Source organism: Nostoc sp., from assembly GCF_036916735.1.
In the GTDB taxonomy this organism is placed as follows: Bacteria; Cyanobacteriota; Cyanobacteriia; order Cyanobacteriales; family Nostocaceae; genus Nostoc.
This window is the reverse complement of record NZ_JBALFV010000091.1, coordinates 1-26,171: the sequence shown is the minus strand read 5'-3', so window position 1 is coordinate 26,171 and position 26,171 is coordinate 1. Positions and strand designations below refer to the sequence as shown.

The 26,171-nt window shown below is 42.2% G+C and carries 24 protein-coding genes, 1 other RNA gene and 2 pseudogenes; 10 read left to right on the top strand and 17 right to left on the bottom strand.

Features of this window, described 5'->3' with window-relative positions; genetic code table 11:
- Window positions 1-265 precede the first annotated feature (265 nt).
- The 13 genes from ssrA to V7L20_RS19985 form a co-directional block, all read right to left on the bottom strand.
- Window positions 266-656: a transfer-messenger RNA gene (gene ssrA, locus V7L20_RS20045) on the bottom strand.
- 67 nt (window positions 657-723) lie between these two features.
- A complete protein-coding gene (locus V7L20_RS20040; protein WP_334745770.1) occupies window positions 724-1,488 on the bottom strand; it encodes a class I SAM-dependent methyltransferase in 765 nt (254 codons plus the stop codon).
- 103 nt (window positions 1,489-1,591) lie between these two features.
- The gene (locus V7L20_RS20035) at window positions 1,592-2,539 is read right to left on the bottom strand and encodes a F0F1 ATP synthase subunit gamma (RefSeq protein WP_334745769.1); all 948 of its coding nucleotides are present in this window, start codon (window positions 2,537-2,539) and stop codon (window positions 1,592-1,594) included.
- 194 nt (window positions 2,540-2,733) lie between these two features.
- Window positions 2,734-4,248 (bottom strand): F0F1 ATP synthase subunit alpha, encoded by a 1,515-nt coding sequence (gene atpA, locus V7L20_RS20030; protein WP_334745768.1) that lies wholly within the window; start codon window positions 4,246-4,248, stop codon window positions 2,734-2,736.
- 243 nt (window positions 4,249-4,491) lie between these two features.
- Window positions 4,492-5,046: an ATP synthase F1 subunit delta gene (gene atpH / locus V7L20_RS20025; RefSeq protein WP_334745767.1), complete on the bottom strand. Its 555-nt coding sequence runs from the start codon at window positions 5,044-5,046 to the stop codon at window positions 4,492-4,494.
- Window positions 5,043-5,615, bottom strand: coding sequence for a F0F1 ATP synthase subunit B (locus tag V7L20_RS20020; RefSeq protein WP_334745766.1), 573 nt, complete (start codon window positions 5,613-5,615; stop codon window positions 5,043-5,045). Before V7L20_RS20020 ends, atpH begins: the two co-directional genes overlap by 4 nt.
- 160 nt (window positions 5,616-5,775) lie before the next feature.
- Window positions 5,776-6,207 (bottom strand): F0F1 ATP synthase subunit B', encoded by a 432-nt coding sequence (locus V7L20_RS20015; protein WP_334745765.1) that lies wholly within the window; start codon window positions 6,205-6,207, stop codon window positions 5,776-5,778.
- A gap of 400 nt (window positions 6,208-6,607) precedes the next feature.
- Window positions 6,608-6,853: an ATP synthase F0 subunit C gene (gene atpE, locus V7L20_RS20010; RefSeq protein WP_334745764.1), complete on the bottom strand. Its 246-nt coding sequence runs from the start codon at window positions 6,851-6,853 to the stop codon at window positions 6,608-6,610.
- A gap of 150 nt (window positions 6,854-7,003) precedes the next feature.
- Window positions 7,004-7,765, bottom strand: coding sequence for a F0F1 ATP synthase subunit A (atpB, locus tag V7L20_RS20005; protein WP_334745763.1), 762 nt, complete (start codon window positions 7,763-7,765; stop codon window positions 7,004-7,006).
- A 60-nt stretch (window positions 7,766-7,825) separates the two neighbouring features.
- Window positions 7,826-8,266, bottom strand: coding sequence for an ATP synthase subunit I (locus V7L20_RS20000; protein WP_334745762.1), 441 nt, complete (start codon window positions 8,264-8,266; stop codon window positions 7,826-7,828).
- A gap of 531 nt (window positions 8,267-8,797) precedes the next feature.
- Entirely contained in the window at window positions 8,798-9,979 is a 1,182-nt protein-coding gene (locus V7L20_RS19995; RefSeq protein ID WP_334745761.1) for a class I SAM-dependent methyltransferase, read from the bottom strand.
- Between the two features lie 64 nt (window positions 9,980-10,043).
- Window positions 10,044-10,373: a XisI protein gene (locus V7L20_RS19990; protein ID WP_334745760.1), complete on the bottom strand. Its 330-nt coding sequence runs from the start codon at window positions 10,371-10,373 to the stop codon at window positions 10,044-10,046.
- Complete coding sequence (locus V7L20_RS19985; RefSeq protein WP_334745759.1) at window positions 10,361-10,777, bottom strand: XisH family protein; 417 nt, start codon at window positions 10,775-10,777, stop codon at window positions 10,361-10,363. The genes V7L20_RS19990 and V7L20_RS19985 overlap by 13 nt, the downstream gene beginning before the upstream one ends.
- Before the next feature lie 263 nt (window positions 10,778-11,040).
- Here V7L20_RS19985 and V7L20_RS19980 point away from each other — a divergent pair.
- The 4 genes and pseudogenes from V7L20_RS19980 (at window position 11,041) to V7L20_RS19965 (ending at window position 13,840) form a co-directional block, all read left to right on the top strand.
- Window positions 11,041-11,701 (top strand): annotated as a pseudogene (locus tag V7L20_RS19980) (vWA domain-containing protein).
- A gap of 10 nt (window positions 11,702-11,711) precedes the next feature.
- Window positions 11,712-12,485, top strand: a pseudogene (locus V7L20_RS19975) (PP2C family serine/threonine-protein phosphatase).
- Between the two features lie 130 nt (window positions 12,486-12,615).
- On the top strand, window positions 12,616-13,131 hold the full coding sequence (locus V7L20_RS19970) for a hypothetical protein (RefSeq protein ID WP_334745758.1): 516 nt from the start codon (window positions 12,616-12,618) through the stop codon (window positions 13,129-13,131).
- Complete coding sequence (locus tag V7L20_RS19965) at window positions 13,076-13,840, top strand: 2-phosphosulfolactate phosphatase (RefSeq protein WP_334745757.1); 765 nt, start codon at window positions 13,076-13,078, stop codon at window positions 13,838-13,840. Before V7L20_RS19970 ends, V7L20_RS19965 begins: the two co-directional genes overlap by 56 nt.
- A gap of 122 nt (window positions 13,841-13,962) precedes the next feature.
- Here V7L20_RS19965 and V7L20_RS19960 read toward each other — a convergent pair whose 3' ends face one another.
- Window positions 13,963-14,493 (bottom strand): hypothetical protein, encoded by a 531-nt coding sequence (locus V7L20_RS19960; RefSeq protein ID WP_334745756.1) that lies wholly within the window; start codon window positions 14,491-14,493, stop codon window positions 13,963-13,965.
- A 543-nt stretch (window positions 14,494-15,036) separates the two neighbouring features.
- On the opposite strand from V7L20_RS19960, the gene V7L20_RS19955 reads away from it, so the two are divergent.
- From V7L20_RS19955 to V7L20_RS19940, 4 genes are all read left to right on the top strand, one after another.
- A complete protein-coding gene (locus V7L20_RS19955; RefSeq protein ID WP_334745755.1) occupies window positions 15,037-18,315 on the top strand; it encodes a phycobilisome rod-core linker polypeptide in 3,279 nt (1,092 codons plus the stop codon).
- Between the two features lie 497 nt (window positions 18,316-18,812).
- Window positions 18,813-19,298 carry an allophycocyanin subunit alpha gene (gene apcA / locus V7L20_RS19950; protein ID WP_334745754.1) on the top strand — a complete coding sequence of 162 codons (486 nt, stop codon included), beginning with the start codon at window positions 18,813-18,815 and terminating at the stop codon, window positions 19,296-19,298.
- Window positions 19,299-19,363: 65 nt separating this feature from the next.
- Entirely contained in the window at window positions 19,364-19,852 is a 489-nt protein-coding gene (gene apcB, locus V7L20_RS19945; protein ID WP_100899351.1) for an allophycocyanin subunit beta, read from the top strand.
- 223 nt (window positions 19,853-20,075) lie between these two features.
- The gene (locus tag V7L20_RS19940; protein WP_229487371.1) at window positions 20,076-20,282 is read left to right on the top strand and encodes a phycobilisome linker polypeptide; all 207 of its coding nucleotides are present in this window, start codon (window positions 20,076-20,078) and stop codon (window positions 20,280-20,282) included.
- 199 nt (window positions 20,283-20,481) lie between these two features.
- On the opposite strand, the gene V7L20_RS19935 is transcribed toward V7L20_RS19940, so the two are convergent.
- Both V7L20_RS19935 and V7L20_RS19930 read right to left on the bottom strand, forming a co-directional pair.
- Window positions 20,482-22,869, bottom strand: a complete 2,388-nt coding sequence (locus tag V7L20_RS19935) for an EAL domain-containing protein (RefSeq protein ID WP_334745753.1) — start codon at window positions 22,867-22,869, stop codon at window positions 20,482-20,484.
- 309 nt (window positions 22,870-23,178) lie between these two features.
- Window positions 23,179-23,889, bottom strand: coding sequence for a hypothetical protein (locus V7L20_RS19930; RefSeq protein ID WP_334745752.1), 711 nt, complete (start codon window positions 23,887-23,889; stop codon window positions 23,179-23,181).
- 402 nt (window positions 23,890-24,291) lie between these two features.
- Between V7L20_RS19930 and V7L20_RS19925 the strand changes: the two genes are divergently transcribed.
- Together V7L20_RS19925 and V7L20_RS19920 are read left to right on the top strand one after the other, a co-directional pair.
- Window positions 24,292-25,494 carry an FtsW/RodA/SpoVE family cell cycle protein gene (locus V7L20_RS19925; protein WP_334745751.1) on the top strand — a complete coding sequence of 401 codons (1,203 nt, stop codon included), beginning with the start codon at window positions 24,292-24,294 and terminating at the stop codon, window positions 25,492-25,494.
- 36 nt (window positions 25,495-25,530) lie between these two features.
- Window positions 25,531-25,731 (top strand): hypothetical protein, encoded by a 201-nt coding sequence (locus V7L20_RS19920; protein WP_334745750.1) that lies wholly within the window; start codon window positions 25,531-25,533, stop codon window positions 25,729-25,731.
- A 159-nt stretch (window positions 25,732-25,890) separates the two neighbouring features.
- Here V7L20_RS19920 and V7L20_RS19915 read toward each other — a convergent pair.
- Window positions 25,891-26,171 (bottom strand): hypothetical protein (locus V7L20_RS19915; RefSeq protein ID WP_334745749.1); only part of this gene is annotated, 281 nt, incomplete at its 5' end.

Here is a 26,171-nt window from a genome sequence, read left to right as displayed (position 1 = left end):
TGGGGTTCATTCGGTAGTCGTCCCTAGCCTCTTTACCCAATATTTTAAGCTTGCCGCGCTAGTAGGTTGGGTTGAACTTTAGTGTTACCCAACAATTACATGACTTTTAGATGTTGGGTTAAAGGACGAAACCCAACCTACATTCGTATCATATTTTTATGAAATGGTATCAATCGTCTGTAGCTTTGCTCCTGAGTTCTGAAATATTCTTATAAACAAAATCCACCTAAACATTAAATTGTTTGGTGGACTTGTTAGTTATTGTTAGTGGATCCGAGCAGAGTCGAACTGCTGTCCAAATTGGGTATTGACCCCCCGCTCATTCACAGGTTTAGCCTTTCTGACCCTCAAGGCGGGAATCGTTCATTATCCCGAACGTAGGATGCTCTGATTTAATCTTAGCTAGCAAGCCAACCAGAGAACGCTTACTAGAGCATCCGTTGGGGTTTGGTCTTTAGTCCTTAACGGAGTCAAACTAAAGACGCTCGAACCTGTAAGAGGTATTTTAGGCTGCTACTAGAGCTTCCCGACGAGCAAATTTAACGATGTTATTCGCATTTACTTTTTTTTCGAGCCTTTGATTTTCGAGAGGAGACTCACTCTCGACCTGAATCACAGAGCAGCGTTCGCCAACCTGTCGAAACCGTGACGGACCCATGCGCTTCATATTTCAATTATAATACGCAGTTTTAAAAATGTGTTATTGGGTAAAGACTTTTTGGTTTACACCAGTACTGCTGAGAAACACAGGGTGTCTTTATATGAATTTGGCTCTAGACCATCAGTATAATTAGCGGATACGGTAATGTCTTTGTATCCGTTTTCCCGTAAACACATAATAAATTCGTCGCGTCCAAACCAATGTAGGAAAAGATTTTGTAACTCTGTAGCAACAAGTTTGCTGTCTTTCCACTTTTCGTAGCGAATCACAGTCGTATTCAGTTGATTTAGCCAGTCTATCCGAGATGTAGATTGTAAAAGGATTGTTGATCCATCAGGGCACTTGATTGGCGAGCGCTGCTTAACAATATTCTCTGTTTTAAAATCTTCGATAGGCAACTCTAAATCAACAAAGATTCGCCCTTGTGGTTCCAGATGTCGAGCAAAAGCTTGCAATGTAGCCACAGCAGCAGTTCGCTTTTCTAGCAGCATGAATGAGCCGAAGGAAACTGCGATTGCACTATATTTACCAGGAATGTCAAGATTTTCTACACAACCTTGATATAAAACAGGATTTAAATTCCTGTCAGTACAGTGTTTTCGACAAACAGCAAGCATATCTGGTGAAGTATCAATCCCCTCAACATTAATACCAGCTTCTAGCAATGGGATAAGTAGTCGTCCAGTCCCAACCATCGCTTCCAAAATCCTGCCACCAATTGATGAAAGATGTTTGATGTAGTATGGAACATCAGGATAATATCGATTAATAGGCTTGGTTATTTCGTAAACCTCAGTACATAAGGGCCCGTATGGCGTTAATGTCATCTATAAAAGTCTCAAATACTAAAAATAGCCAATTGCCAATCTTAAAATAATTAGCAATTGACTATATATTACAACGCACTACAAATAAATGATTAGCTATACCCTAAGTTAATGCTTCAGCACCACCAACAACCTCTAGGAGTTCCTGGGTAATTGCAGCTTGTCGAGCTTTGTTGTAAGACAGCGTGAGGGTGTTAATCAATTCACCGGCATTGTCGCTGGCATTACTCATGGCTGTCATCCGAGCTGCGAGTTCACTAGCCGCCGATTCTTGCAGCGCCCGCAATAACTGGTTACTCAGATACAGAGGCAACAAAGAATCGAGAATCTGTACTGGATCTTGCTCGAAAATCATGTCAGGAGCCAATGCACGGACTTGGTTAGTTACTTTCTCCCGTTCGACTTCAAATTTACCGCCACGGGTTGTCAAGCGGAAGATTTCGTCATCGCCTGCTTCTAATCCTTGCGGATCGAGGGGCAGTAAGGTTTGTATCACAGGACGGGAGCTAACTAAGGAAAGGAATCTGGTATAAATTAATTCGATGCGGTCAACTTCTTCCGAAAGGAATAAGGAAAGTAATTGATCGGCAATTTGATTGGCTTCTGCTGCGGTGGGAATTTGCTCTAATCCGCTATAGGTAGCATCAATGGGCTGATTGCGGCGTTGAAAGTACTGTGTAGCTTTACGCCCGACTAACACAAATTGATAGTCTAAACCTTCTGCCTTAATTTCCTTGGCGCGATTTTCTGCACGACGAATAACGTTACTATTGTAGCCGCCGCATAGACCGCGATCGCCTGAAATTACCAATAGCCCGACTGACTTAACTTCCCGTTTTTTCAATAGTGGTAGGTTTGCTTCTTCAAATCGTAAACGGCTTTGCAAACCATACAATACTTGTGCCAAGCGATCGGCAAAGGGGCGAGTCGCTAGCACTTGTTCTTGCGCCCGACGCACTCTAGCCGCAGCCACGAGACGCATGGCTTCTGTGATTTTTTTGGTGTTTTTGACCGACTGAATGCGATCGCGTATTGCTTTTAGATTGGCCATATTTTTGTCCTTAGTCCTTAGTCATTTGTCATTTGTCCTCTCTTACAAAGTTCTGATGCCTACGGCTGGCTGCGCCAACGGATAGCGCAGCGTTAGCGAGTCCGCGAGCGTCGGAAACCTCCGCTCAGACTTTGCGCTTTGTCACTAGTCATTAGTTATTTACCAATGACTAATGACTAATGACTGATGACTAATTACGCTGCGGCTTTGAAGGTCTTCTTGTATTCGGTAAGTGCTTCTTTCAAAGCAGCTTCTTCTGCGTCACCTAATGCTTTGGAGGCTTTTACTCCTTCGGCATACTTACCAGTCTTTAAGTACTCGCGCAGACCTTGGGTAAAACTGGTGACTTTATCTACAGGCACATCGTCTAAGTAACCATTGATACCAGCGTATAGAATTGCTACTTGCTCGTATACTGAAAGTGGCGAATTTTGTGGCTGCTTGAGAAGTTCGCGCAACCGTTGACCCCGTGCCAACTGGTCTTGAGTGGCTTTATCTAAGTCAGAAGCAAATTGAGCGAAGGCTTGCAGGTCGTCAAATTGGGCTAGTTCCAATTTAATCTTACCGGCAACTTTTTTCATTGCCTTGGTTTGCGCCGCAGAACCCACGCGGGATACAGAAATACCAGGGTTTACAGCTGGACGAATACCAGCGTTGAACAAGTCAGAAGATAGGAATATCTGACCATCGGTAATGGAAATTACGTTGGTGGGGATGTATGCTGAAACGTCACCAGCTTGGGTTTCGATAATTGGTAGAGCGGTCATACTGCCTTTACCTAATTCGTCACTTAGCTTGGCGGCTCTTTCTAGCAAGCGGGAGTGAATGTAGAATACATCTCCAGGGTAAGCTTCGCGTCCGGGTGGACGACGCAGCAGTAATGACATTTGGCGATAAGCTTGGGCTTGCTTGGAGAGGTCATCATAAATTACCAGGGTAGCTTTGCCTTTGTACATGAAGTACTCAGCAATAGTTGCGCCTGTGTAGGGAGCTAGGAATTGCAGGGTTGCTGGGTCACTGGCGTTAGCGGCGACAACAATGGTGTAATCCATTGCGCCTTTTTCTTGTAATGTCTGCACCACGTTAGCAACGGTGGAAGCCTTTTGACCAACCGCAACGTAGACACAAATTACATCTTCTTCTTTTTGGTTGATGATTGTGTCGATCGCGATTGCAGTTTTGCCGGTTTGGCGGTCACCGATAATCAATTCCCGTTGACCACGACCGATGGGAATCATTGAGTCAATAGCTGTGATACCCGTTTGCATGGGTTCGTGTACAGATCGGCGAGCAATGATACCTGGTGCTGGAGATTCAATCAAACGACTTTCTGAAGTTTTAATGTCTCCCTTGCCATCGAGAGGACGACCCAAGCCATCTACAACTCGTCCAATTACAGCTTCTCCTACTGGAATCTGGGCAATTCTACCGGTAGCAGTTACAGAACTACCTTCTTGAATTTCTAACCCTTCACCCATAAGCACCGCACCCACGTTGTCTTCTTCCAAGTTCTGGGCGATGCCAACTGTGCCGTCTTCAAATTCCAAAAGTTCCCCGGCCATAGCCTTTTCTAGACCATAAATCCGGGCAATACCGTCACCAACTTGTAGTACAGTACCAACGTTAGCAACTTTGACCTCTTGATCGTATTGCTCTATTTGTTGTTGGATAATGCTGCTAATTTCGTCAGGTCTAATTGATATGCTCATGTGTCTATCTTTTTGCTTTCGAGACTGAAAAATTCAAGAGTTAAGAGTGATGAGTTAAGACTGAGGAGTTAGGAGTTGATGAGTTAAGAGTGAGGAGTTAGGAGGGATGAGTTGAAAAAGCAAAGCTTAAAAGTTAAAAGTCAAAATAAATTACTATTTACTTAACTCCTAACTCCTAACTCCTAACTCCTAACTTCTAACTCCTGTACAGACGCGATTAATAGCGTCTCTACTCCTAACTTTCTAGCTATTAGTTAAGCGCAATGAAAGGCGACGCAACTGGCCCCGGATACTGGCGTCAATTACTTGTGAACCTACTTTAATGATCACACCACCAATTAACTCACTGTCTACCTTGGTTTCTAGTTCTACCTGGCGAGCATTACTGATGGCAATGACCTTTTGGATGATTGCCTGCTGTTGAGCTTCTGTGAGGGGAACGGCTGAAATTACTTCCGCTAATACGGTTTGATTCAGCTGCCGCAACAGCGCCAGATATTGTTGAAAAATCGATTCCAAGAAGGCAATGCGGCGTTTATCTACCAGTACAAGCAAAAAATTGCGTAAGTAGAGGTTAGAGCCTTCACCGAGTATTTGTTTGATGAGAGCTTTTTTGTTCTCAGCCTGAATAAACGGGTTGCTAAAGAAATTTTGTAGCTGTTTGTCTGCTCTTAACAGTCCCAGGAAAGTACGCGCATCTTCCCCGAACTCTTCTGTCAAATTTTTCGATTGCGCTATTGACAAAAGTGCCTGTGCATAAGGTTGGGCTACTTCGACTGCCGCTACCTGACTTGTCATACATTGCCTCCCAGTTGTGCGATGCTGCGGTCAATTAAACTTTGTTGAGCATCATCGGCAATCCCGCCTTGGAGTTGCGATTCGACTTTTTGCAATGCTAGTGCAGCAACTCTTTGCCGCAGTTGAGCGATCGCTCGCTCTGTTTCGGTATTTAAATCTGCTGCTGCTGTTTGTTTCAAGCGTTCTACGTCTTGCGCTGCCTTCGCCAACAAGGCTTCTTTTGCCTTTTGGGCATTTTCTACGGCAGATTGGCGGATGCGTTCTGCCTCTGCTTGAGATTGCTTTAACTGCTCTTGCGCTTGGGAAAGGGCAGTCTTTGCCTCTTTTAAGCGCCCTTCTGCTTCCTGAATTGCGGTGGCAATATTGGATTGTCGCTCGTTCAGGATATTGCTTAAAACTTTACGTCCGAAGTAGAATAGGATGCCAACCAGAATCGCTAGATTGATCAGATTGGTTTCAAAAATGTCTAAGTTTAGACTGAAACCACCTTCTCCTGCGCCTTCTGCTAATTCAGAGTGAACAGCGTTCGCTTCTGCGGCAAGTAATAAGAATGTCCCCATGATACCCATTTACAAGTGCGCTGCTCGTCTGCTAATACGTTGTATTTTCCCGTAGGGAAATTAAGTATCTTTCCTCAGAAGGGAAAAGGTGTCTTTTTTGACACTTAATTAAGCGCTTTGGACTAGGGCCCAGTTGCGCGTATGCTTTCAAAGAACCAGTCTAGTTAGCTTATCTAACTGGAGTTGGGCCCAATAGTTTTTCTAGAATCTGCCTGCTGAGAGCATCAACTTGTTGCTCTAAGCTACGAAAAGCTTCTTGCTTTTGTTGTTCTATTTCAACAGAAGCTTGTTCTCGTTGAGACTGAGCTTCCTTTTGGGCTTCAGCGATTTTTTCGGCAGTAATTTTTTTAGCTTCCAGTTGAGCTGCTTCTAGGGTCGCTTGCGATTGTCTGCGAGCGTCTGCGAGTTGCTGCTCATATTCGGCGGCTAAACGCTCGGCTTTTGCCAAACTTTCTTTCGCCTCAAGGGTATTCGTTCGGATATAATTATCGCGATCGTCTAGTACCTTGGTCAGTGGCTTATAGAAAATTGCATTCAACAAAGCTGCCAAGAGCAGGAATTGCAATGCCATGAAGGGCAAGGTAGCATCAAAATCAAACATTTGTCTCCTCTTTGGCTGAAGTAGCAGTTTTCATGGCTAGCAACATTCATCCAAGCTTTCATATTTTAGAGACCCATAGCCAACAAGGGTCAAGTAGTTTTGGATTTTAGATTGACGATAGCGTAGCATAAAGCCTTCTCTACGACAGGCTGCGCCAACGGCATAACTTCGCTTAGAGCGATGTAAGAGCGTCTTTTAGATTTTAGAGTGGGCATCGCTCAGGGGCAGGTACCGAAAACTTTCAGTAATCCAAAACCCAAGTTGCGCTACAAGCGTACCAAAAGTGCGACCTAAAATCTAAAATCGGTAATCAACTACAGCAAAACGACTCAATTTCCAAAATCTTTAGATTGTAGAGGCGTGATGGTTCACGTCTCCACACTCACAAAAATTTCAGGTATTAGCCGAAGGGGTTAGCAAACAGCAATACCAGGGCAATTACTAGACCATAAATAGTCAAAGATTCCATGAATGCCAAGGTTAATAGCAGAGTACCGCGAATTTTACCTTCTGCTTCAGGTTGACGAGCAATACCTTCTACTGCTTGTCCAGCAGCATTTCCTTGACCAATACCAGGGCCAATTGCAGCTAAACCAATCGCTAAAGCAGCAGCGAGAACTGAAGCAGCCTGCACTAATGGATTCATGTTGATTTTCCTTGCTTTGATTACAAAACTAACAGACATTACGTTAACAATTAGAAACGTGGTTTTCACGCTGCACCGGGTTCTTTAAGATCGCGCTTTGCGATGTTTTGAGCAAAGATGCTCTTGGAACTGTGCTATCAACTGAGAAGTTTAATGCTCCTCATGTTCATCTCCGCCATGCCCCTCCATTGCCTCATGAATGTATGCTCCGGCTAGGGTGGCAAAAACCAGGGCTTGAATGGCACTAGTAAATAAACCCAAGGCCATTACAGGCAGAGGTATAAATAGAGGAACTAGCAGCACCAGTACCGCTACTACCAACTCATCCGCCAAAATATTACCAAATAGACGGAAGCTTAGGGAGAGGGGTTTGGTGAAATCTTCAAGAATTGCGATCGGCAACAAAACAGGTGTTGGTTCTATATATTTCTTAAAGTAGCCCAAACCCCGTTTGCTAAAACCTGCGTAAAAGTACGCTAAAGAGGTCAGCAATGCCAATGCAACAGTCGTATTGATATCATTGGTGGGAGCTGCCAATTCGCCCGAAGGTAGCTTGATGAGCTTCCAGGGAATTAGTGCGCCTGACCAGTTCGATACGAAAATAAACAAGAACAATGTGCCAATGAATGGCACCCAAGGGCGGTACTCTTTCTCACCAAGTTGGTTTTTTGCCAAATCACGAATAAATTCTAGGGCGTATTCCATCAAATTCTGGATGCCCTTGGGAATTCTTTGTGCGTTGCGAGTAGCAGCTATTGAAGCCACTACTAAAATGCTAATCACAAACCATGAGGTGAGAAAAACTTGCCCATGAATTTTAAGATTGCCCAACTGCCAATAGAAATGATGTCCTACTTCTAATTCGGCGAGGGGAAAAGAATTAAAGGCGTTTAAGACACTAAGCATTTGCATTCTTCAAGCATTTTCCCCAACGAGCGAGGATGGGATTACTATCTTTGTGAGCCTGACTTTTTAAGAATCAGGAATGAACGCAATTTGCACCATATAGACGAGGAGCGTGGCTTTGTAAGTTAAAAATCCCAAAAAAATGGGCAGAATCTGTAGCTCACGCCATCGAGTTGCCACGATCATCACTCCAATAAACAGAGCAAAACGAGTTTTGCTCAGACTGGTTTTCTCACTACCAAGCTGCTCAACATCTCTAGCCAACATTTTTAAGTAAACCACACCTGTACATGCCCCAATTAAATAATTTAGGGCAATGTTTAAGGAATAAAAAATCCACACAGAGATAAAAATAACCCCCGTCAAGACAAGCGTGATTACTAACAATCGCTGGAAGAGTTGATGGAACTCTTGCATGGAGTTACCTGATTCTGTGTCTTCAGAACCAGTTTTAGCATCTTGTTGCGTTGTCGGAGTGGGCGCAATTGATTCGTCTGACAAGCTCACGGGACTTGAAACCAGTACAGTTAAATATGATGACTGCACATTCAGTCAGCTGAATCATATCACGATCCGGTAACAATACTTTAGGAAAAAACAATTAACTTCTTATCAACATCAGGCAGTCAGTAAAATCGCGCTCACAGAAGCGAGAGAGCGGCTGATCGTGTGAGGGAGTTTTTGGGCGAATAATCAATAAATGCTGTCTGAAAATTCAAAATTTCTTCCGATTTCAGTTTTTTTGAGTGAATAATTATCCTCCAAAGTTTGAAGTAAGTTGGTGTCAATAAAATCAACTGGTGCTTGAGGAGCGTATGAACGTACCGCAAATCAGAAATTGTAGAGTAGCGGTTTGTCATTAAAGATCGCACCACTGCTGATGAATTCCAGAAAGCTCCAACTTTTGGGATGTACAATACCCTGTTTCTTAGGCACTTTCCTAATTTACATTAATTTACCAAAAGTGGTGATAGGCGATCGCTCATCACCACGAGTATAAATTGACAAATCTTAACCCAGGATCAAAATCTAGTGTAATTAAGCAGGTGTCAATAAAATCAGCTGCTGCTCGATAAGCATTCTTACCCCATCCAATCCCAGTTGCACGCCTGCTAAAATATCTGCCACTGTTGAATTAGCACCACACTTTTGCATAAATTCCAACTCTGCTACAGATAAATTAACAATTTGGTAATTGTAATTAAAGAAACATTGACTGGGAAATCCTTCAATACAAGGATTAAGTTCGGGAATTGCTGCCAATAGGGCGTTATCATCTGACCAATCGGCTTTGATCAGGGGAGGACGACCGAGGAAAAACTCGTAATGAGTTACTTCTGGATCTAGTAATTCTATCAGGCGGTAAAGCTGGCGATCGCTCAATTGTTTTGCCCGTTCTAATAACTCTGGTGCTTTGCCCAAAAGTCTCTCGAAATCCCAGAAACTCGGATTCGAGAAACCAATAAATTCCAATCTTGAAGCATCAATTAATTCAAACAGTGTCTCAATGTTGTAATCAATTTCCTGGGGATGAACATACATATCAGCAAAGTTTTCATCCTTGTGGTTTTCTAATGACCAACGCTGTTTATCTGATTTGACAATTCGATTATTTTCTGGTAAGGAAGCAAATATTTGTCGTCCGACTTGGACACCATCGCGGTAGTCGCCTTTTTTGTCACCTTGAAGAAGTGCGATCGCTTTTTGCATGAGTTGAATTTCCCAACGTCCCAACTCTCCGTAGACAAAAATGTGCATTAAGCCACCTGGGGCTAACTTTTTTGCCAAAGCTTGAATACCGCGAATTGGATCGGAGGTATGATGCAAAACACCAACACAGTTAATTAAATCAAATTCACCCGGTAACTGTTCTACATCAAACAAGCTGAGGTGATGAAATTCAACACGGGTAGCCCCAGAACGCTGACAACGCTCTTTTGCTACAGCCAAAGCACCAGTACTGAGGTCAATTCCGACAACAGAAGCCTGGGGATTGAGGTGAACCAAGTACTCTGTACTCACACCAGTACCGCAACCTGCATCTAAAATCCGAATATCTTGCCTTTGGGGTTTTTGACCTGTGCAAAAATTATGAGCGGCTAGCCAATTCCAACGCCAGTTGTAGCCTGGGGGTGGTTCATCCAACAAGGCTTCTGGCGGAAAAGGGTAGGTATTGTAGAGTTTGGCAACAGCAGCACTAACAGTTTGGGAATCGGACATGATGAGGAATAACGCAGCATTTCTGAGTTTAGCCGATAGTGAATGATTAGGGCAAAGATACTACTTATCCAACAGCAAAGTCAGTAAATTCGCGTTTATAAGGAGCGTGAAATCCTAATACAATATCTTCTTTAGGTACACCAGCAGCAATTAATTCATTAGCGATACCTATTTCTGTACCATCTCTTTGTATCCAAATCTTTTTGTCTTTAATATCAACATGAATGATGATTCCATAAATTCTGCGTTGTTCTTTCCAGCCAATATTTAAGATTTGATAATGATGGCGTTCTGCATCAAACAACAATTGAACTTCTGTGCCATTAGCTACGTCATTAGCGGAATGGTTGCTTAAAATATCTTGAATAATTTGAGAGTAATTTATTCTTTCCATAAAACAATGTCCTGACTTAAGGAATTAAATATTAAAAGTTTAATTTGATATTCTTTTAAAGAATCTTGAATAAATTGACGTGAGAAAAAGTCTTGGTATGTATCTTGGCTAATAGCTAGATATAGAATACGTTCTGGTTCTTCTTTTTTTAATGCTAGCCGATAATTCAAGGTTTGACCTAAAGCGAGATGAAATTCCGTTACTTCCGATGTACCTATAAAGGATTTAATTTCTACAGCTATTTTTTGACCTTGTTTTTGTGCTGCTAATAGTCTTTCTGCTCCTAAATCCACAAAAAATTCAATGTCATCAACTTTCAGATGCAGTGGATCGTGGGTAATTATCCAACCATCTTTTTCTAAAGCAGTGCGAACAGATTGATGGAATATATCTTTAGATGGCATAGACAAATGTATAGATATTGTAGAGTTTGGCAACAGCAGTGCTAACGGTTTGAGAGTCTGACATTTCAGGAGCAATATTGCAGCAATTCTAAGTTTAGCTAATGCGGAACACTTCAGGTATACAGATAATTATGAGCGCCATCAGCCCATATATTTGAAGCAAGGAAGTTGTTTCAGTAAAAACACTACTGTTTAAGTATCTCTTAGCTAATAAAATTTAATTTATATATTTTGTATAAGAATTTACTTAATCATGATAAAAAATGCTTATAGGAATGCCGGAATTCGTTGAAAATCCAGAAAATCGTTGCCCTGTAATTCTGTTACTCGATACTTCTGGCTCTATGTCAGGTCACCCTATCCAAGAGTTAAATCGAGGACTTGCTGCTTTCAAAGCAGATGTACTAAAAGATTCCCAAGCATCGCTGAGTGTAGAAGTGGCTACGATTACATTTGGGCCTATAGTTAAACTCACACAAGACTTTGTGACGATTGATCAATTTACACCGCCTAGATTGGAAGTAGGTGGTTTAACCCCAATGGGTGCGGCGATTGAGTATGCTTTGGATTTTTTAGAAAACCGCAAACAGATTTATAAAGACAACGGTATTCTTTATTATTGCCTTTGGATGTTTTTGATTACAGACAGAGAGCCAAATGACTCCTGACAGCCAGCCGCGCAAAGGATGAGAGAAGCAGAAGCACAACGCCGACTGTCATTTTTTTGCGGTTGGTGTGCAGGGTATTGATATGAATATTCTCAAACAAATTTCTGTTCCTGAACGTCCACCAATTATGTTAAATGGCTTAGATTTTCGTGAGTTGTTTGTCTGGTTTTCTGCTTCAATGAAAAGGGTTTCTAGTGGCAAAGTAGGGCAAGCTGTAGCTTTATCGGCTATAGGATGGGGTCAAATTACTAGTTAGAGGAAATTTTATGAATTGGAAAGCTGTTGCACGTTCTGCGAGCGGAACGAGTCATCAAAACCAGGGGATAGGTTGTCAAGATTATGGGAATTATCGCATCTTTGGTGATGTGATTGTAGGCGCTGTTGCTGATGGTGCTGGTAGTGCTAAACATTCTGATGTTGGTTCTTAGTTGTCGGTAGAAACGGTACTGAGATGCTTTTATGATATTAATGAATTTCCTCAAAAGCAAGCTTTTTCTCAACCACTTGACAAAGAAGAAGCTCATAAAGTGTTTGCTAAGATTGTAAACTAAGTTATTACAGAATTACAGAAGCAAGCAGATGAAGAAGATTATTTTATTAATGATTTAGCTTGTACGTTGTTGGTTTTTGTAGCGACTCATGACTGGCTTGCAGCTATGCAAATCGGGGATGGATTTATTGTAGTGCGTTCTCAAGATTCAGAATATCAACTGTTATTTCAGCCAGATAAAGGCGAGTTCGTCAATGAAACGACTTTTATCACTTCAGCAAATGCACTAACAGAAATGCAGGTAAAGGTTATTCTTGATAAACAAGATTTTATTTGTGCTTCCACTGATGGACTCGAAAAAGTTGCAATTCGCTTAAGCGAGTGGGAACCTTTCTCACCTTTCTTTAAACCTTTGGAAGAATACTTGCACGAACCTATCACTCCAGGGAATGAAGATAAATATCTGATGGAATTTCTTAACTCTGAACGGCTAAATTCTCGCACTGACGATGATAAAACTTTACTTTTGTGCTTGTTTGATAAAGAGTAAAATTTAATGACAGTTCTCACCTGTGCCAGTACGGGTCAATGATTACTCTGCTGGGTGAAGCGATCGCTGATAAGGGTGAAGTAAAGTTTGGCGAACTAATCACAATGGTTACTTAGCAAAAATTTACCACTTGCCAACTCCTGAGCGTGTACAAAAGTTGGCGGCGATTATAACGCACCAACCCAAAGAGCCAAACTCTCACCTCAATCATATTTCTTTTGCTTGGCCTAAGTCGGTACTGAAAGATGCTCAGGCTAATTGCGTGGGCTTTTTGATGCCGGAAATTAAGGAAGCAAAAGAACTTATTAATGTATACAATTACCAGAAAAGAAAGGCTTTGAAACTTGATGTTGATTGGCGTTTTCTCCGTCGCGGTTTATTGCTGTATGCACCAAACAGTTTGATTCAACCTGTAGACAGGACAATTCCTCTTGAGATTGTTCACCTAGAGGTTCTCAGATGCTTTAATGATGGTTATAAAAATTCTAACTTGCGCTCAACTGCTGGGGATTGGGTAAAGGCGCTGAGACTTGCTGTTAATGAGTTAACTATCTGTGAAAAGGTAGACAGCCACTACTACAGCCGAACTGATGGTAAGTGTTATCGGCGTGATCGCTCCAATGATTTACAATCAATCAGAGTTTAATTTACGCTGTGAATGGGGGTCACAAGGAGTTGCTCAACTCGCTCCTATCAGTGATGTAGTTGTGATAGTTGACGTTCTCTCTTTTTCTACCTGCGTAGAAATTGCTACTAATAACGGCGCGATAATTTTTCCCTACGCAACGAGAGATGAATCTGTTATAGATTATGCCAAATCAGTACAAGCAGAGTTAGCAAGTCATAGACAACGTTGGACTACAACTGGATATTCTCTCTCGCCAAAATCGGTGACTCAGATTCCTGCTGGAACTAGACTAGTTTTACCTTCACCTAATGGCTCTTTTTTGACCTTACATACAGGGAATATACCAACTTTGGCTGGCTGTTTACGAAATTGCCAAGCTGTAGCGCAGTTTGCTCAAAAGTACGGTAATAAAATCGCTGTGATTCCTGCTGGTGAAAGGTGGAAAGAAGATGGTAGCCTCCGACCTGCATTTGAAGATTTAATTGGTGCTGGGGCAATTCTCAGTTATTTAGATGGCAGCTTATCACCAGAAGCCGAAGTTGCTGTGACAACATTTCAGACTTTTCAGCAAGACTTATTGGGGTACTTAAAAAAATGCAGTTCGGGTAAAGAGTTGATTGAAAAAGGTTTTGAGTCAGATGTTGAACTGTCAGCCGTTTACAACATTAGTAATTGCGTGCCTTTGTTTACTGATAATGCTTATGTAAATTATATGCTACAGGCTTAAGAGACTTTCAAATAAAAAATATCCCAAAACTGACATAAAAATCCTCTCTATTTCTCTTCTCTCTGTGTTCTATGTTCGGAGTGGTTAGTTTATTTGGATAATTTCTTTCTTGGAAATCTTAATTAAACGTCGCACTGATTGGTTTGACAATATTTTGCATTATTTATAAACTCTTGCAACTTATTTAAAGGAATCATCTGCAATGATGACCCACCTTGTACCTCAGCAGCGATGTAAGCAAACTTTTGCCCACGATAAAACTGCTCACGTCCAACTTTGGTGACATACCGAGACTTCTGAAAGTCATTAGCAATATTAAAATTATAAATATTTTGTAACAATTTCACTGCATTGGCATTTTTTGTGGTGAATTTGAGGCGTTTATCACCACTAACGGTTATTCCTTCTTTAGTCACTGTCCCATTTTGAGAAGTGACATCAGCATAAAAGTATAAATTTCCCTTTGTACCGTCATAGCCGTGGGCTTGGCTGTTGTATCTCAGATTTGGTAGTTGAGGTCTAGTCTTTGCCCACTTGACAACGGTGTTGATGTTTTGCTCAGGAAGCGCATTTGCAGGAGTGACAGCCAGAATAACTGCGATCGCAGACAGAGTAGCATTAAATAAATAGTTAAATTTAGAACTTTTGTGCATCGTATTTTACGGTTAAAGAATACTGAGAGCAAATGCTTAAAGTATCACAAATTAATAACTATTTCAGGGTCATGTCATTTATTAATATTTTTTTAAGTATGAAAAATAACTTAATGCTAACTACTGATTACTGACTCCTGTCCACTGACATTGCTGAAGGCAATTTGATTTCAATTGAAATTTTGTATAAGTTGTAATACTTGTAGGGTGGATACTGCCACTAACATCAAAATAGGGGTTTTCAGCATCAGTAGACCATGCTTACCCTGTTACTTAGTTACAAAACTTAGATTTCGTCTCAGCCAAATAAGAGTATGTAATCTTAAGACTGGATAAATATAAGCTACAGGTTCTACACACTTCTTAATAAACGAGCCTTGAGAACGCAAAACGTTTTAATCTAAAAGCTAACCGGGTTAATTTACTGGCAGTTTTGCAGGCAGTACTCTCAAGCTTATAAAGCACAGACACACCGATGTGTCAAGCCTCAAAGCGACCCAGACTTAACACATAAATGATTATGATGGGAGTTTTACAAATCCGATGAGTGTTAAGGCAAGTGGTGGAAGCTCAGTTGCGCGTCCGCAACTATATCAAACCCTAGCTGTAGCGACAATTACCCAAGCCGAGCAGCAAGACCGCTTTTTGGGAAGTGGTGAATTAAATGAACTGGCAAGCTATTTTGCATCTGGTGCAAAGCGTCTAGAAATTTCCCAGACGCTGACGGATAATGCCGAGATTATTGTATCTCGCGCTGCCAACCGGATTTTTGTCGGTGGTTCGCCAATGGCTTTTTTAGAAAAGCCCAGAGAAGTAGAAATAGTACCTGTTAGTGCTGTTGCCGGTGCTAATGTTCAACAAGGGATGCAACTGGGAACTGTAACCTACGTTGAAAGTCGTGGCGGGTTCCTAGAAAATTTACGCTCAATATTTAACTCATCCCCCAGTGGTCCGACACCTCCAGGTTTCAGACCAATTAACATTGCTCGCTATGGCCCAAGCAACATGGCCAAGAGCTTGCGGGATTTATCCTGGTTCTTGCGCTACGCTACCTATGCGATCATTGCTGGCGACCCCAATATCATAGCGGTGAACACACGGGGTTTGCGGGAAATCATTGAAAATGCCTGCTCTGGTGAAGCAACGCTGGTAGCTTTGCAAGAAATCAAAGCCGGGTCACTTTCCTTTTTCCGCAAAGATGCTGAGGCTACAGAGATTGTGTCTCAGTACATGGATGTTTTGCTAACAGAATTCAAAGCAGCCACACCTTCAAATAAACTCCGCCAACGCCCCTCTAGCGACCAGCAAGGGTTGGAACTGCCGCAAATTTACTTTAATGCGTCAGAACGGCGTCCCAAGTTTGTGATGAAACCTGGGTTGTCAAGTAGTGAAAAAAATGAGGTTGTCAAAGCGACCTATCGGCAAATCTTTGAGCGCGATATTACCCGTGCTTATAGCTTGTCAATATCTGATCTAGAATCCAAGGTGAAAAATGGCGACATCTCCATGAAGGAGTTTGTCCGTCGTCTAGCTAAATCTCCCCTTTACCAAAAACAGTTTTACCAGCCTTTTATTAACAGCCGAGTCATCGAACTAGCTTTCCGTCACATTTTGGGACGGGGGCCAAGTAGCCGCGAAGAAGTACAAAAATACTTCTCGATTATTTCTAACGGTGGTCTAGCAGCCTTAGTAGATGCCTTAGTAGATTCTGCTGAATACGGTGACTATTTTGGCGAAGAAACAGTACCCTACCTCCGGGGTCTTGGTCAAGAAGCACAAGAATGTCGCAACTGGGGACCGCAGCAAGACCTATTTAACTACAGTGCGCCTTTCCGCAAGATACCTCAGTTCATCACCACATTTGCTGCTTACGAACAACCACTACCAGATCAACATCCCTATGGTTCTGGAAATGACCCCTTAGAAATTCAATTTGGGGCGATTTTCCCGAAAGAAACTCGCAACCCCAGCACCAGTCCGGCTCCTTTTGGCAAGGATACCAAGCGCATCCTGATTCACCAAGGGGCAGGGATTAATAACCAAAATAGCAATCCCAACGCGCGGGGTGAAGCTCCTGGTACCCTTGGGCCCAAGGTGTTCAAGTTAGATCAGCTACCTGGTACTATTGGTAGAAAGGCTGACAAAAGTTCTAGCGTCAGATTTTCTGAAAGCTCGACGCAAGCAGTGATTAAAGCTGCTTACCTGCAAGTTTTCGGTCGCGATCTTTACGAAGGTCAGCGCCCAAAGGTATTGGAAATCAAGCTGGAAAACGGCGACATCTCTGTACGAGAGTTTATCCGTGCTTTGGCCAAGTCAGATGTATTCCGCAATCTGTACTGGTCATCGCTTTATGTTTGTAAAGCGATCGAATATATTCACCGCCGCTTGTTGGGTCGTCCGACTTATGGTCGTCAAGAAATCAACAAGTACTTTGACATCGCTGCTAAACAGGGCTTTTACGCAGTAGTTGATGCCATTATTAACAGCGTAGAATACGCCGAAGCTTTTGGTGAAGATACAATTCCTTACGAACGGTATCTGACTCCTGGTGGTGTATCAGGGCGACAATTGCGCGTTGGTAGTATTCGTGAAGATGTTGCAGCGAAAGTTCAGAAAGAAGTAACGCCGAGCTTTGTGACATTGGGTACAGTCACAGAAAATCGGTCAGAACCAGATATTCAGTTCCGCATTAACCAAGGCGTCAGCAAGCAACGCGAACAAAGCAAAATCTTCAAGTTGGTGGCGAATAACAATGACAAAGTTGCTATAAAAACTTTGATCAGCGCTGCCTATCGTCAGATTTTTGAGCGGGATATTGCCCCCTATATCGCCAAAAACGAATTTACAAAATGGGAAAGCAAGCTGGGTAATGGCGAAATTAGTGTGAAGGAATTTATTGAAGGTTTGGGTTACTCTAACCTCTACCTAAAAGAATTCTACACACCTTACCCCAACACCAAAGTGATTGAGTTGGGAACCAAACACTTCTTGGGACGTGCGCCACTAGACCAAGCAGAAATCCGTAAGTATAACCAGATTTTGGCTACTCAAGGTATTCGTGCCTTTATTGCTGCTTTGGTAAATAGTGTGGAATATAACGAGGTATTTGGTGAAGATACGGTGCCTTACCGTCGCTTCCCAACCCTACCTGCGGCAAACTTCCCGAATACAGAAAAACTGTACAACCAGCTTACCAAGCAAAATGATGACGTAGTTGTACCAAGCTTTAAGCCAGTGCAAGCCCGCACTGGAAGCGATATGCCGCTTTTGGCACAGGCGATCGCAGATATAACAACGCAAACAAACGGTCAGCCTTCATTTGCTGAACTGGGTCGTTCCTACAACGATGGGAACGGACAACCAGTGGAAGTGGCTGTGCGTAAACATGCACGTATTTACCGTCTAACTGAAACTACAAACCAAGCCGAAAGACAACAGGCAATTAACGCTATTTACTGTCAAGTCTTGGATGTATTTAGCGGTGAAGTGCCTGATAATTTCCGCCGTACTGACCTAGAGGGCAAACTCCAGAATGGTGAAATTTCCGTGCGGGAGTTTGTGCGTCAACTAGCTAGTTCTGAAATCTATCGCCAGCGCTTCTTATCACCTTATCCTCATGCGAAGGTGATTGAGTTCCTTTTCCGTCATCTGTTGGGGCGTACACCCGCAGATCAGGAAGAAATTCGCCAGTATAACAATCTGCTAGGTGATAGTGGTTTGTCGGCTGCTGTAGAAGCAATAGTCGATAGCCCAGAATATAGCCGCTACTTCGGTGAAGATGTTGTACCTTACAACCGCTTCTCAATAGGGAATAGGGAATAGGGAATAGGGAATAGGGTACAGATTATTTACTGTCCCAGTCCCTAGTCCCCAGTCCCCTTGCACTTGCCAATAGGAGATAGGGAATAGGGCAGAGATTATTTACTGTCCTAGTCGCCAGTAAAGAGCGATGCACTAAGTTTCGACTCCGCTCAACTACCGTTTGTCGTTGTGTCCCCAGTTTCCTTTCACCTTCATAACCTTTCGTAATATTGCTCTCAGATTAGAGCTAAAACCCGAAATTCTGAAAAACAATATTACAAAGTGTTAAGAACAGTCATAAATGCTCAACAGAATGCCGGAAAATGTTTTGCGTAAGGTAACTGAGTTTAAAAGCTTGTTTACTGGTGTTGACTCAAGAAAACTCGTAATTTATTAGCCGTAACAGTTATTAAACTGTTATATCTGAAAGAACGAGAAAACAAACTCAGTGAACCGAATTTAAAGTCGCACTAGTTTAATCAAATCCTGGTTTCATTCGTATTTGGAGGAATCCATTAATGAGTATCGTCACGAAAGCTATCGTGAATGCTGACGCAGAAGCTCGCTACCTCAGCCCTGGTGAATTGGATCGGATCAAATCCTTTGTTGCTACTGGTGAGCGCCGTGTGCGGATTGCTCAAGTTTTGACAGAAAATCGTGAACGCTTGGTTAAGCAAGCTGGCGATCAACTGTTCCAAAAGCGTCCTGATGTTGTGTCTCCTGGTGGTAACGCTTACGGTCAAGAATTGACTGCTACTTGTCTGCGTGACCTAGATTATTACCTCCGCCTCGTTACCTACGGTATCGTTGCTGGTGATGTTACCCCTATCGAAGAAATTGGTGTTATCGGTGCGCGTGAACTGTACAAGTCCTTGGGAACCCCTATTGATGGTGTTGCTGAAGGTATCCGTGGGCTGAAGAATGTAGCTAGTACATTGCTGTCTGGTGATGATGCTGCTGAAGCTAGTACTTACTTCGACTACTTAGTTGGTGCCCTGCTATAGGGTGATGCTGTTTCTCTGCCGAAACACAAGTATTGCAATACGGTTGGAAATAAGGAATTAACAACATGGCTCAAGACGCAATTACTGCTGTAATTAACTCCGCAGACGTTCAAGGTAAATACCTAGACTCTTCTGCTTTGCAAAAGCTAAAAGGCTACTTCGCTACTGGCGAACTGCGAGTACGTGCTGCTAGCACCATCAGCGCTAACGCTGCTGCGATCGTTAAAGAAGCTGTAGCAAAATCTTTGCTATACTCTGACATCACCCGTCCGGGCGGCAACATGTACACCACCCGCCGCTATGCTGCTTGCATCCGTGATTTGGACTACTACCTCCGCTATGCCACCTACGCTATGTTAGCTGGCGATCCTTCCATTTTGGATGAGCGTGTATTAAATGGCTTGAAGGAAACCTACAACTCTTTAGGAGTTCCTGTTGGTGCTACCGTGCAAGCTATCCAAGCAATCAAGGAAGTAACCGCTAGCTTGGTTGGTTCTGATGCTGGTAAGGAAATGGGTGTTTACTTAGACTATATCTCTTCTGGCTTAAGCTAAGAACTAGTTTGCGCTTAAGAATTTAGGTGCGACTTTATTAAGGTCTGGAAATCAGCCGTGAGTGCTAGAACGTTATATTGCTTATCTTGGTAAATTATCACTGATGAGTGTTGATGGTCTAGTATTGATGTTTGATTTCCAGCCTTTGAATGATTAAAAGATTTGCACTCAAGATTTTGAGATAAAAAAAGTTTTCACAAAATTTACAGGAGATTTTCAAAACATGGCCCGTTTGTTTAAAATTACAGCTCTAGTTCCTAGCCAAACCAGAATTCGTACCCAACGCGAACTCCAAAATACTTACTTCACTAAGCTAGTTCCTTATGAAAATTGGTTCCGCGAACAGCAACGCATTCAAAAAGCAGGTGGCACAATCATCAAGGTGGAACTAGCAACTGGCAAGCAAGGCGCTAATACTGGTTTGATTTAATTGCTGTAGATAAAACATTATTTTAGAAAATTGGTAAGAGGTCAGCAAAGACCTCTTTTTTGTTGCTTAGATTTTTGAAAGTTAGAAAATGCGATCGCTCACTGGTAATTCTGCTAACAATCCTTGTATCATCATATCCCCTAAAAGCCAAGCAGTTAATCGGATTAAGTCATTGAGTTATGGTAAAAAATTGCCATAATCACCACTGACGATTAGCCACGATTAAAGCCTCTGCTGTTGAACTGTCCAAGGGCTTCGAGAAAAAATTTCCCTGGCCATATTCACATTTCATTGCTCTCAGGAGTGCTAATTGTTCTGCCGTTTCCAAGCCTTCTGCTGTGACAGTTACACCTATTTTTTTAGACAGGGTGACAATTGTCTCAACAATATCTAAATTTCCTTCACCAACACTCCTTCCACTAACGAAGGAGCGGTCAATCTTCAACTCATGAATCGGAAAGTGGTGAAGGCGACCTAATGAAGAATAGCCTGTACCAAAGTCATCAATTGCCAACTTAATTCCTAAATTTCTTAGTAGATTTAACGTGGTGGTGACATTCTCGCCGTTTTCCATAATTACGCTTTCTGTGATCTCCAATTTCAAACTCTGTATATCTAAACTAGTCTCCTGTAAGACTTGATTGATGTGCAGCAGTGGCTTTTGTTGACTGAACCAAGAACTACAAAGATTGACGCTAATGGTCAAGGCTTGCTCACCCAACTTCCCTGATTTTGGAGGGAATCGGTCTTGCCACTGCTGTGTCTGGCGGCAGGCTTCACGCATCACCCACTCATCAATTAAAATACTCAGCCCAGTTTCTTGAGCAGTTGGCAGGAAATCTTCTGGAAAAATAATACCCCGTTCTGGATGCTGCCACCGCACCAGTGCTTCAAAACCAGTTATCTTCCCGGTAGTGAGTGACACAATTGGTTGATAATGAATCCGAAACTCGTGACGTTCAATAGCTCGTCGCAGAGCGGTCTCCAACTGCAAGTGTGCCATTGCCTGAATATGCATATCAGTATTAAACATCTGGTAGCGCACCTTGTCTTGTGCCTTAGCTCGGTACATTGCAATGTCGGCGTTACGCAGAAGGTCTTCTGGTTGGTTATAATCTGTCATGCTCAAGGCAATACCAATACTGACTGTGGTAAACACTTCTTGCCCATCTAAAACTACGGGAATTGCCAGTTTTTCTTGTATCCGTTCAGTTATGCGTACTACGTGGTTGACATCCTGAATTCCTCCCAACAGGATTGTGAACTCGTCTCCTCCCACCCTTGCAGCTACATCTATAGAGCGCAAGCATTCCTTTAGCCTTTGAGCAATAGTCAGCAGTACTTGGTCACCAAATGTGTGTCCCAAGCTGTCGTTGATAAATTTGAAGCGATCTAAGTCTAGAAACAGTACGGCAAATAAATAATCTGAATGCCGCTTTGAATAATCGATCGCATTTCTGAGGCTATTCATAAAGAAAGTGCGGTTTGGCAACCCCGTTAATGCATCGTGAAATGCCAAATGTAGCAGTTGTGATTCTGCTCGCTTACGCTCTGTAACTTCAATTAGCAATTCCTGATTTATTTTCGCTAGTTCTGCTGTTCGTTCTCTGACACGAGTTTCTAGCTGATCATGAGCGATTTGTAATGCCTCTTCTGCTTGCTCTAGTTTCTGATTCTTTTGTGAAAGTTTTTGAATGTAAGTTGCGATCGTTTGGATAAGGTTGTTGAAGGATATTGACAATAGACCGATTTCATCTGATGTGGTAACCGGAACTCGCAAAGTAAAATCTGATGAAGAACTAACAAGTTGAGCAACCTGAGTCACAGCTTCTATCGGGCGGGCGATCGCTCGACTGGTAGAGAAGGCTAAGACAGCAGCGAACAAGATTGAGAGTACCATACTGATAGGAATAATCTGGTTTCGCAGATCCTCTGCTTTTGTTAAGGCGTACTTCGCTTCTTTCTCTTGCTCTCCAGCACTTTTAATAAAAGTTGTGAGCTCGTAAGCAGAGCTAACAATTGCACCAAATTCGGGGCCACCTGTAAAGTCTGTGATTTGTTTCTTAGCTGCGCCACTTGACTGTGGTTGTAACATCTGCGGCTTTATCTGGTTAAGCAAGACTTCAAGCTGTTGGTAGAATTTTTCCGCCACCCGATAATCTTTGGACAACAAACGATCCAACTCTTTTGTAGCTGTGGTTTGTGGTGATCGCTGGAGTTCGTTGATCAGCTGCTTAATTTTTTCTTCTCGCTCAGACAATTCCGACTTGTGTTGCTCAAACTCTTTCGGCTTTTTGAGTAAAGGTACAAACTCTCTGGTAGGTAGAGTCCGAAGCATGGCTACTTGCAAGTCACTCAAGAGCTGACCTTGTTGATTAGCACTGTCTTGAGTGGTACTCGCTTGTTGCTGGTAGTAATTGCCAAGGGTCAATCCAGCGATCGTTCCTCCTACAGCAATGCTCAGAGCTACAGCATAGCCGCCAATAATTTTATTTCTCAAACTCAAACGACGCAGGATGTCTGATATCCTGTTTGAACGAGTTTCTAATGGGATAAATCGACAGATGAGATTGGGTTGACTCTTCACAAGATTCTAGCTTTTAGAGTAAAGAATTCTGCTACAGTTATATAAACCAAAGGAAGTAGCCTTCATTCTTGTACTCTAACCAGTACAGCAGGGTGCAAATAAACCAACCATTTAAAATGAGTGAAAACTTTATTTAGTAAGCTTTCTTAATTTTGAATTCTACGTAGCGGTACTACGGTTAGGTGTTCTATCAAGCCCTTCGGAAGAGTCTAAAAGTTTATTGCAGCAAAGGTTTTAGATTAGCTGGCATTTTATTAAGAGCTACTCTAAATATTACTTACTACCACTACAGTGATGAAATAGAGCTAATTAACTCTCAACAGTGTTGATAACAGAAGGCAGTAGAAGTTCTGGTGAACTCATCCACCAGCGAATAATTCTTTCTTCTTTAACGCTGCACTGTACGGCACCCCCCACTGCTGTTAGATATGTAATAACCTCTGGCAAAAGCTGACGAATTATTTTGCGTGTTCCTTGGGCAGTAAAGATTTCTACTTCCCCAAATAATTTTTTCATATAGACTGAGTAGAATCCCATATCTCGCAAGGAATTAATTAATCTTGTGTCTGACTGCTCCCGCGATAAAGTAATGTGTAGCTCATCTTGACGAAATGTTCCAGGTGCTAAAGATGCCAACTTAAGCTTAAAAGGAATTTCGATTTCTGGATTGAAAGATTTTTCCTGAATTTCTACGTCAACGGGAATATATTCCGCCTCAATGTACCCTTCTATAGCTTCAGAATTATCCTCTAAGTAGCGGAGAATACTAGCAAACTTTTCTTTAACATGTGAACCATATTTAGTTTTTATTGTCAAGTGCTTTTTTGGAGGACGATGAGCAAGTCCTTCGGGATGACCTGAGAAGTCGGAATTCCAAAAGTTCTGAGTGTCGATCAGAAATTTTTCAAAAGGAGTTGAAAGCGTCTGAGCATCTATATGAATGTGAAACTCACCTACTAATGCTGGACGAGTAGATTTACGCACAATTGTGTTTGTGGGAGCTTTGCTGTTATTCATCATATTTACGCAAGCTTTTTAAATAAGCTCAATTAACCATAGCCCTAAGAAAGTTAAGTCACTACCGTAATATTACTGAAACTTTATCTGGACTTTTTATGAGAAACTTTCTGGATGCGTGATAAATTAAAAATTTTTCGGTTTGTCAAAAGTCAAATCAAGGAAAGCAAGAAGTATTGTGTTGTCAAATTTGGTACTGCTCTGAGAAAAATATCCTTTGTATCAACTAGCGATCGCTAGAACCACCCCAAGGCGACTAGGAATTACATTAACAGTTGCTAGCTGAGTGTATTCAAGTTGACCATTATCAAATGTATAGTTGTAAAGCCTACTTATGAGTTATAAGTTATGATTTATGAGTTTTATTTCTAACTCCTAATTCCTAACTTTTTACCTGTACCGCTCGTGGATCTACGCCGCTTGATTCCAATTTTTGATAGTTCAGTCTCCAACTGGGCATTAGAAGCGCGGCTGTTGCGCTGGTTAACGTTGATTTGGCTATTCGTTGGGTTGATCATGCTATTTTCGGCATCCTATCCTGTCGCTGATAGCAATCATCATGATGGGTTGTACTACTTTAAGCGTCAACTGCTTTGGGTCTTAGTTTCCTTAATCGGATTCAATATTATTGTTAATTCACCATTGCAGAAAATTTTGGGAGTATCCCATTGGTTTTTATTAGTGTTTTTGACGTTAATTTTTATTACACTGATCCCAGGCTTGGGAAAAAAGGCTTTTGACGCAGCGCGTTGGATTGCGATCGGGCCTATTCCGATTCAACCCTCAGAATTAATTAAACCTTTTTTAGTGCTGCAAAGTGCGCGGCTTTTTGGTCAATGGGAACGAATCAGTTGGCGGGTTCGTTTGGCTTGGTTGGGTATTTTCGGTCTAGTACTTTTAGGAATTCTTGCCCAGCCTAACTTGAGTACAACAGCACTTTGCGGAATGACTATTTGGCTAATTGCTTTAGCAGCTGGCTTACCTTACAAGTATTTGGGAGGAACAGCAATTGGTGGAGTGATGTTGGCAGTCCTCAGTATTAGTATTAAAGAGTATCAGCGTAAGCGGGTGATGTCATTCCTCAATCCGTGGGCGGATGCTACAGGAGATGGTTACCAGTTGGTGCAAAGTCTACTAGCTGTGGGTTCTGGTAAAACTTGGGGAGCTGGATTTGGGCTTTCTCAACAAAAGCTATTTTATTTACCCATTCAGGACACCGATTTTATTTTTGCAGTGTTCGCTGAAGAGTTTGGCTTTGTTGGCAGTATGGTGTTGTTAGTACTTTTAGCTACATTTGCCACTTTTGGATTAATTGTGGCGCTGAAGGCTAAAAATATAGTACATCGATTGGTAGCGATCGGCGTGACAATTTTGATGGTAGGACAATCATTACTTCATATTGGTGTTGCTACAGGTTCTCTACCGACTACTGGCTTACCTTTGCCTATGTTCAGTTATGGTGGTAATTCTATGATTGCTAGCTTAATAGCTGCTGGGTTGCTAATTCGAGTAGCACGCGAAAGTAACGAAGCTGAGGTAGTACCGTTGCGAAAACCCTTCTTAGAAAATGGCCGCAGACGCCGGGGTTTTCATAAAAATAGAAATTAAGCTAACAAAAGCGGCGTTGCAGGAATTAAATAGATTATGGAAGACCTAAAACAAACATTAGGAAATATGACCATTGATTCGGGTCAATTCAAAGACTTGATATCTGGACAAGTTATATCAGAAGTAAGCTACACTGCCGATGAATATTTAACACTTTTGAACACTTACTTGCCATACATAAAATTAGATCCAGAAAATAAAGAGTCTTTATTTTTGGGATTAAGACATCGTATATAAAATGATTTTAGAGGTAGTCTTCAACTTTCATATATCTCTGCTTTTCACATTGCTCAAAAAGTTACCTCCGAGGTAAGGGAGACTTAAATAGGATATTACTAACTGGCAGATTAGGTGAAATTAGGTGAAATATTGTGTAATAAACTTGTTGGTTATTGATCAATACGCTTGGGTTAGTGCCCCAAAAACCTTAAATTGTGTAGGTTGGGGAGCCACTGCGCCCTTGCGGTTTCCCGACTTGTTCGCTCTTAGCGTTCCCGTAGGGTAGCAAGTGGCGTTTGAGGAACGTAGCAAGATCCCGCAGGGTAACCCAACATTTCTAGGGTTTTGTTGGGTTGCACTTTGCTCAACCCAACCTACTAGCGCGGCAAGCTTAATTTGCTGGGTTAGGGTAGAGAGAACGCAACTTGACTCTCGCATCCTGTGTTGTAAAGCGCCAG

Coding starts and splice junctions, on each gene's coding strand:
- V7L20_RS19965 (WP_334745757.1), top strand. CDS start 13,076: ATGGTAAGTGTTATCGGCGTGATCGCTCCAATGATTTACAATCAATCA.
- V7L20_RS19990 (WP_334745760.1), bottom strand. CDS start 10,373: ATGGAAAGAATAAATTACTCTCAAATTATTCAAGATATTTTAAGCAAC.
- V7L20_RS20035 (WP_334745769.1), bottom strand. CDS start 2,539: ATGGCCAATCTAAAAGCAATACGCGATCGCATTCAGTCGGTCAAAAAC.
- V7L20_RS19960 (WP_334745756.1), bottom strand. CDS start 14,493: ATGCACAAAAGTTCTAAATTTAACTATTTATTTAATGCTACTCTGTCT.
- V7L20_RS20020 (WP_334745766.1), bottom strand. CDS start 5,615: ATGGGTATCATGGGGACATTCTTATTACTTGCCGCAGAAGCGAACGCT.
- atpE (WP_334745764.1), bottom strand. CDS start 6,853: ATGAATCCATTAGTGCAGGCTGCTTCAGTTCTCGCTGCTGCTTTAGCG.
- V7L20_RS19930 (WP_334745752.1), bottom strand. CDS start 23,889: ATGATGAATAACAGCAAAGCTCCCACAAACACAATTGTGCGTAAATCT.
- atpA (WP_334745768.1), bottom strand. CDS start 4,248: ATGAGCATATCAATTAGACCTGACGAAATTAGCAGCATTATCCAACAA.
- V7L20_RS19940 (WP_229487371.1), top strand. CDS start 20,076: ATGGCCCGTTTGTTTAAAATTACAGCTCTAGTTCCTAGCCAAACCAGA.
- V7L20_RS20040 (WP_334745770.1), bottom strand. CDS start 1,488: ATGACATTAACGCCATACGGGCCCTTATGTACTGAGGTTTACGAAATA.
- V7L20_RS19985 (WP_334745759.1), bottom strand. CDS start 10,777: ATGCCATCTAAAGATATATTCCATCAATCTGTTCGCACTGCTTTAGAA.
- atpB (WP_334745763.1), bottom strand. CDS start 7,765: ATGCAAATGCTTAGTGTCTTAAACGCCTTTAATTCTTTTCCCCTCGCC.
- V7L20_RS19955 (WP_334745755.1), top strand. CDS start 15,037: ATGAGTGTTAAGGCAAGTGGTGGAAGCTCAGTTGCGCGTCCGCAACTA.
- atpH (WP_334745767.1), bottom strand. CDS start 5,046: ATGACAAGTCAGGTAGCGGCAGTCGAAGTAGCCCAACCTTATGCACAG.
- V7L20_RS19995 (WP_334745761.1), bottom strand. CDS start 9,979: ATGTCCGATTCCCAAACTGTTAGTGCTGCTGTTGCCAAACTCTACAAT.
- apcB (WP_100899351.1), top strand. CDS start 19,364: ATGGCTCAAGACGCAATTACTGCTGTAATTAACTCCGCAGACGTTCAA.
- V7L20_RS20015 (WP_334745765.1), bottom strand. CDS start 6,207: ATGTTTGATTTTGATGCTACCTTGCCCTTCATGGCATTGCAATTCCTG.
- apcA (WP_334745754.1), top strand. CDS start 18,813: ATGAGTATCGTCACGAAAGCTATCGTGAATGCTGACGCAGAAGCTCGC.
- V7L20_RS19920 (WP_334745750.1), top strand. CDS start 25,531: ATGGAAGACCTAAAACAAACATTAGGAAATATGACCATTGATTCGGGT.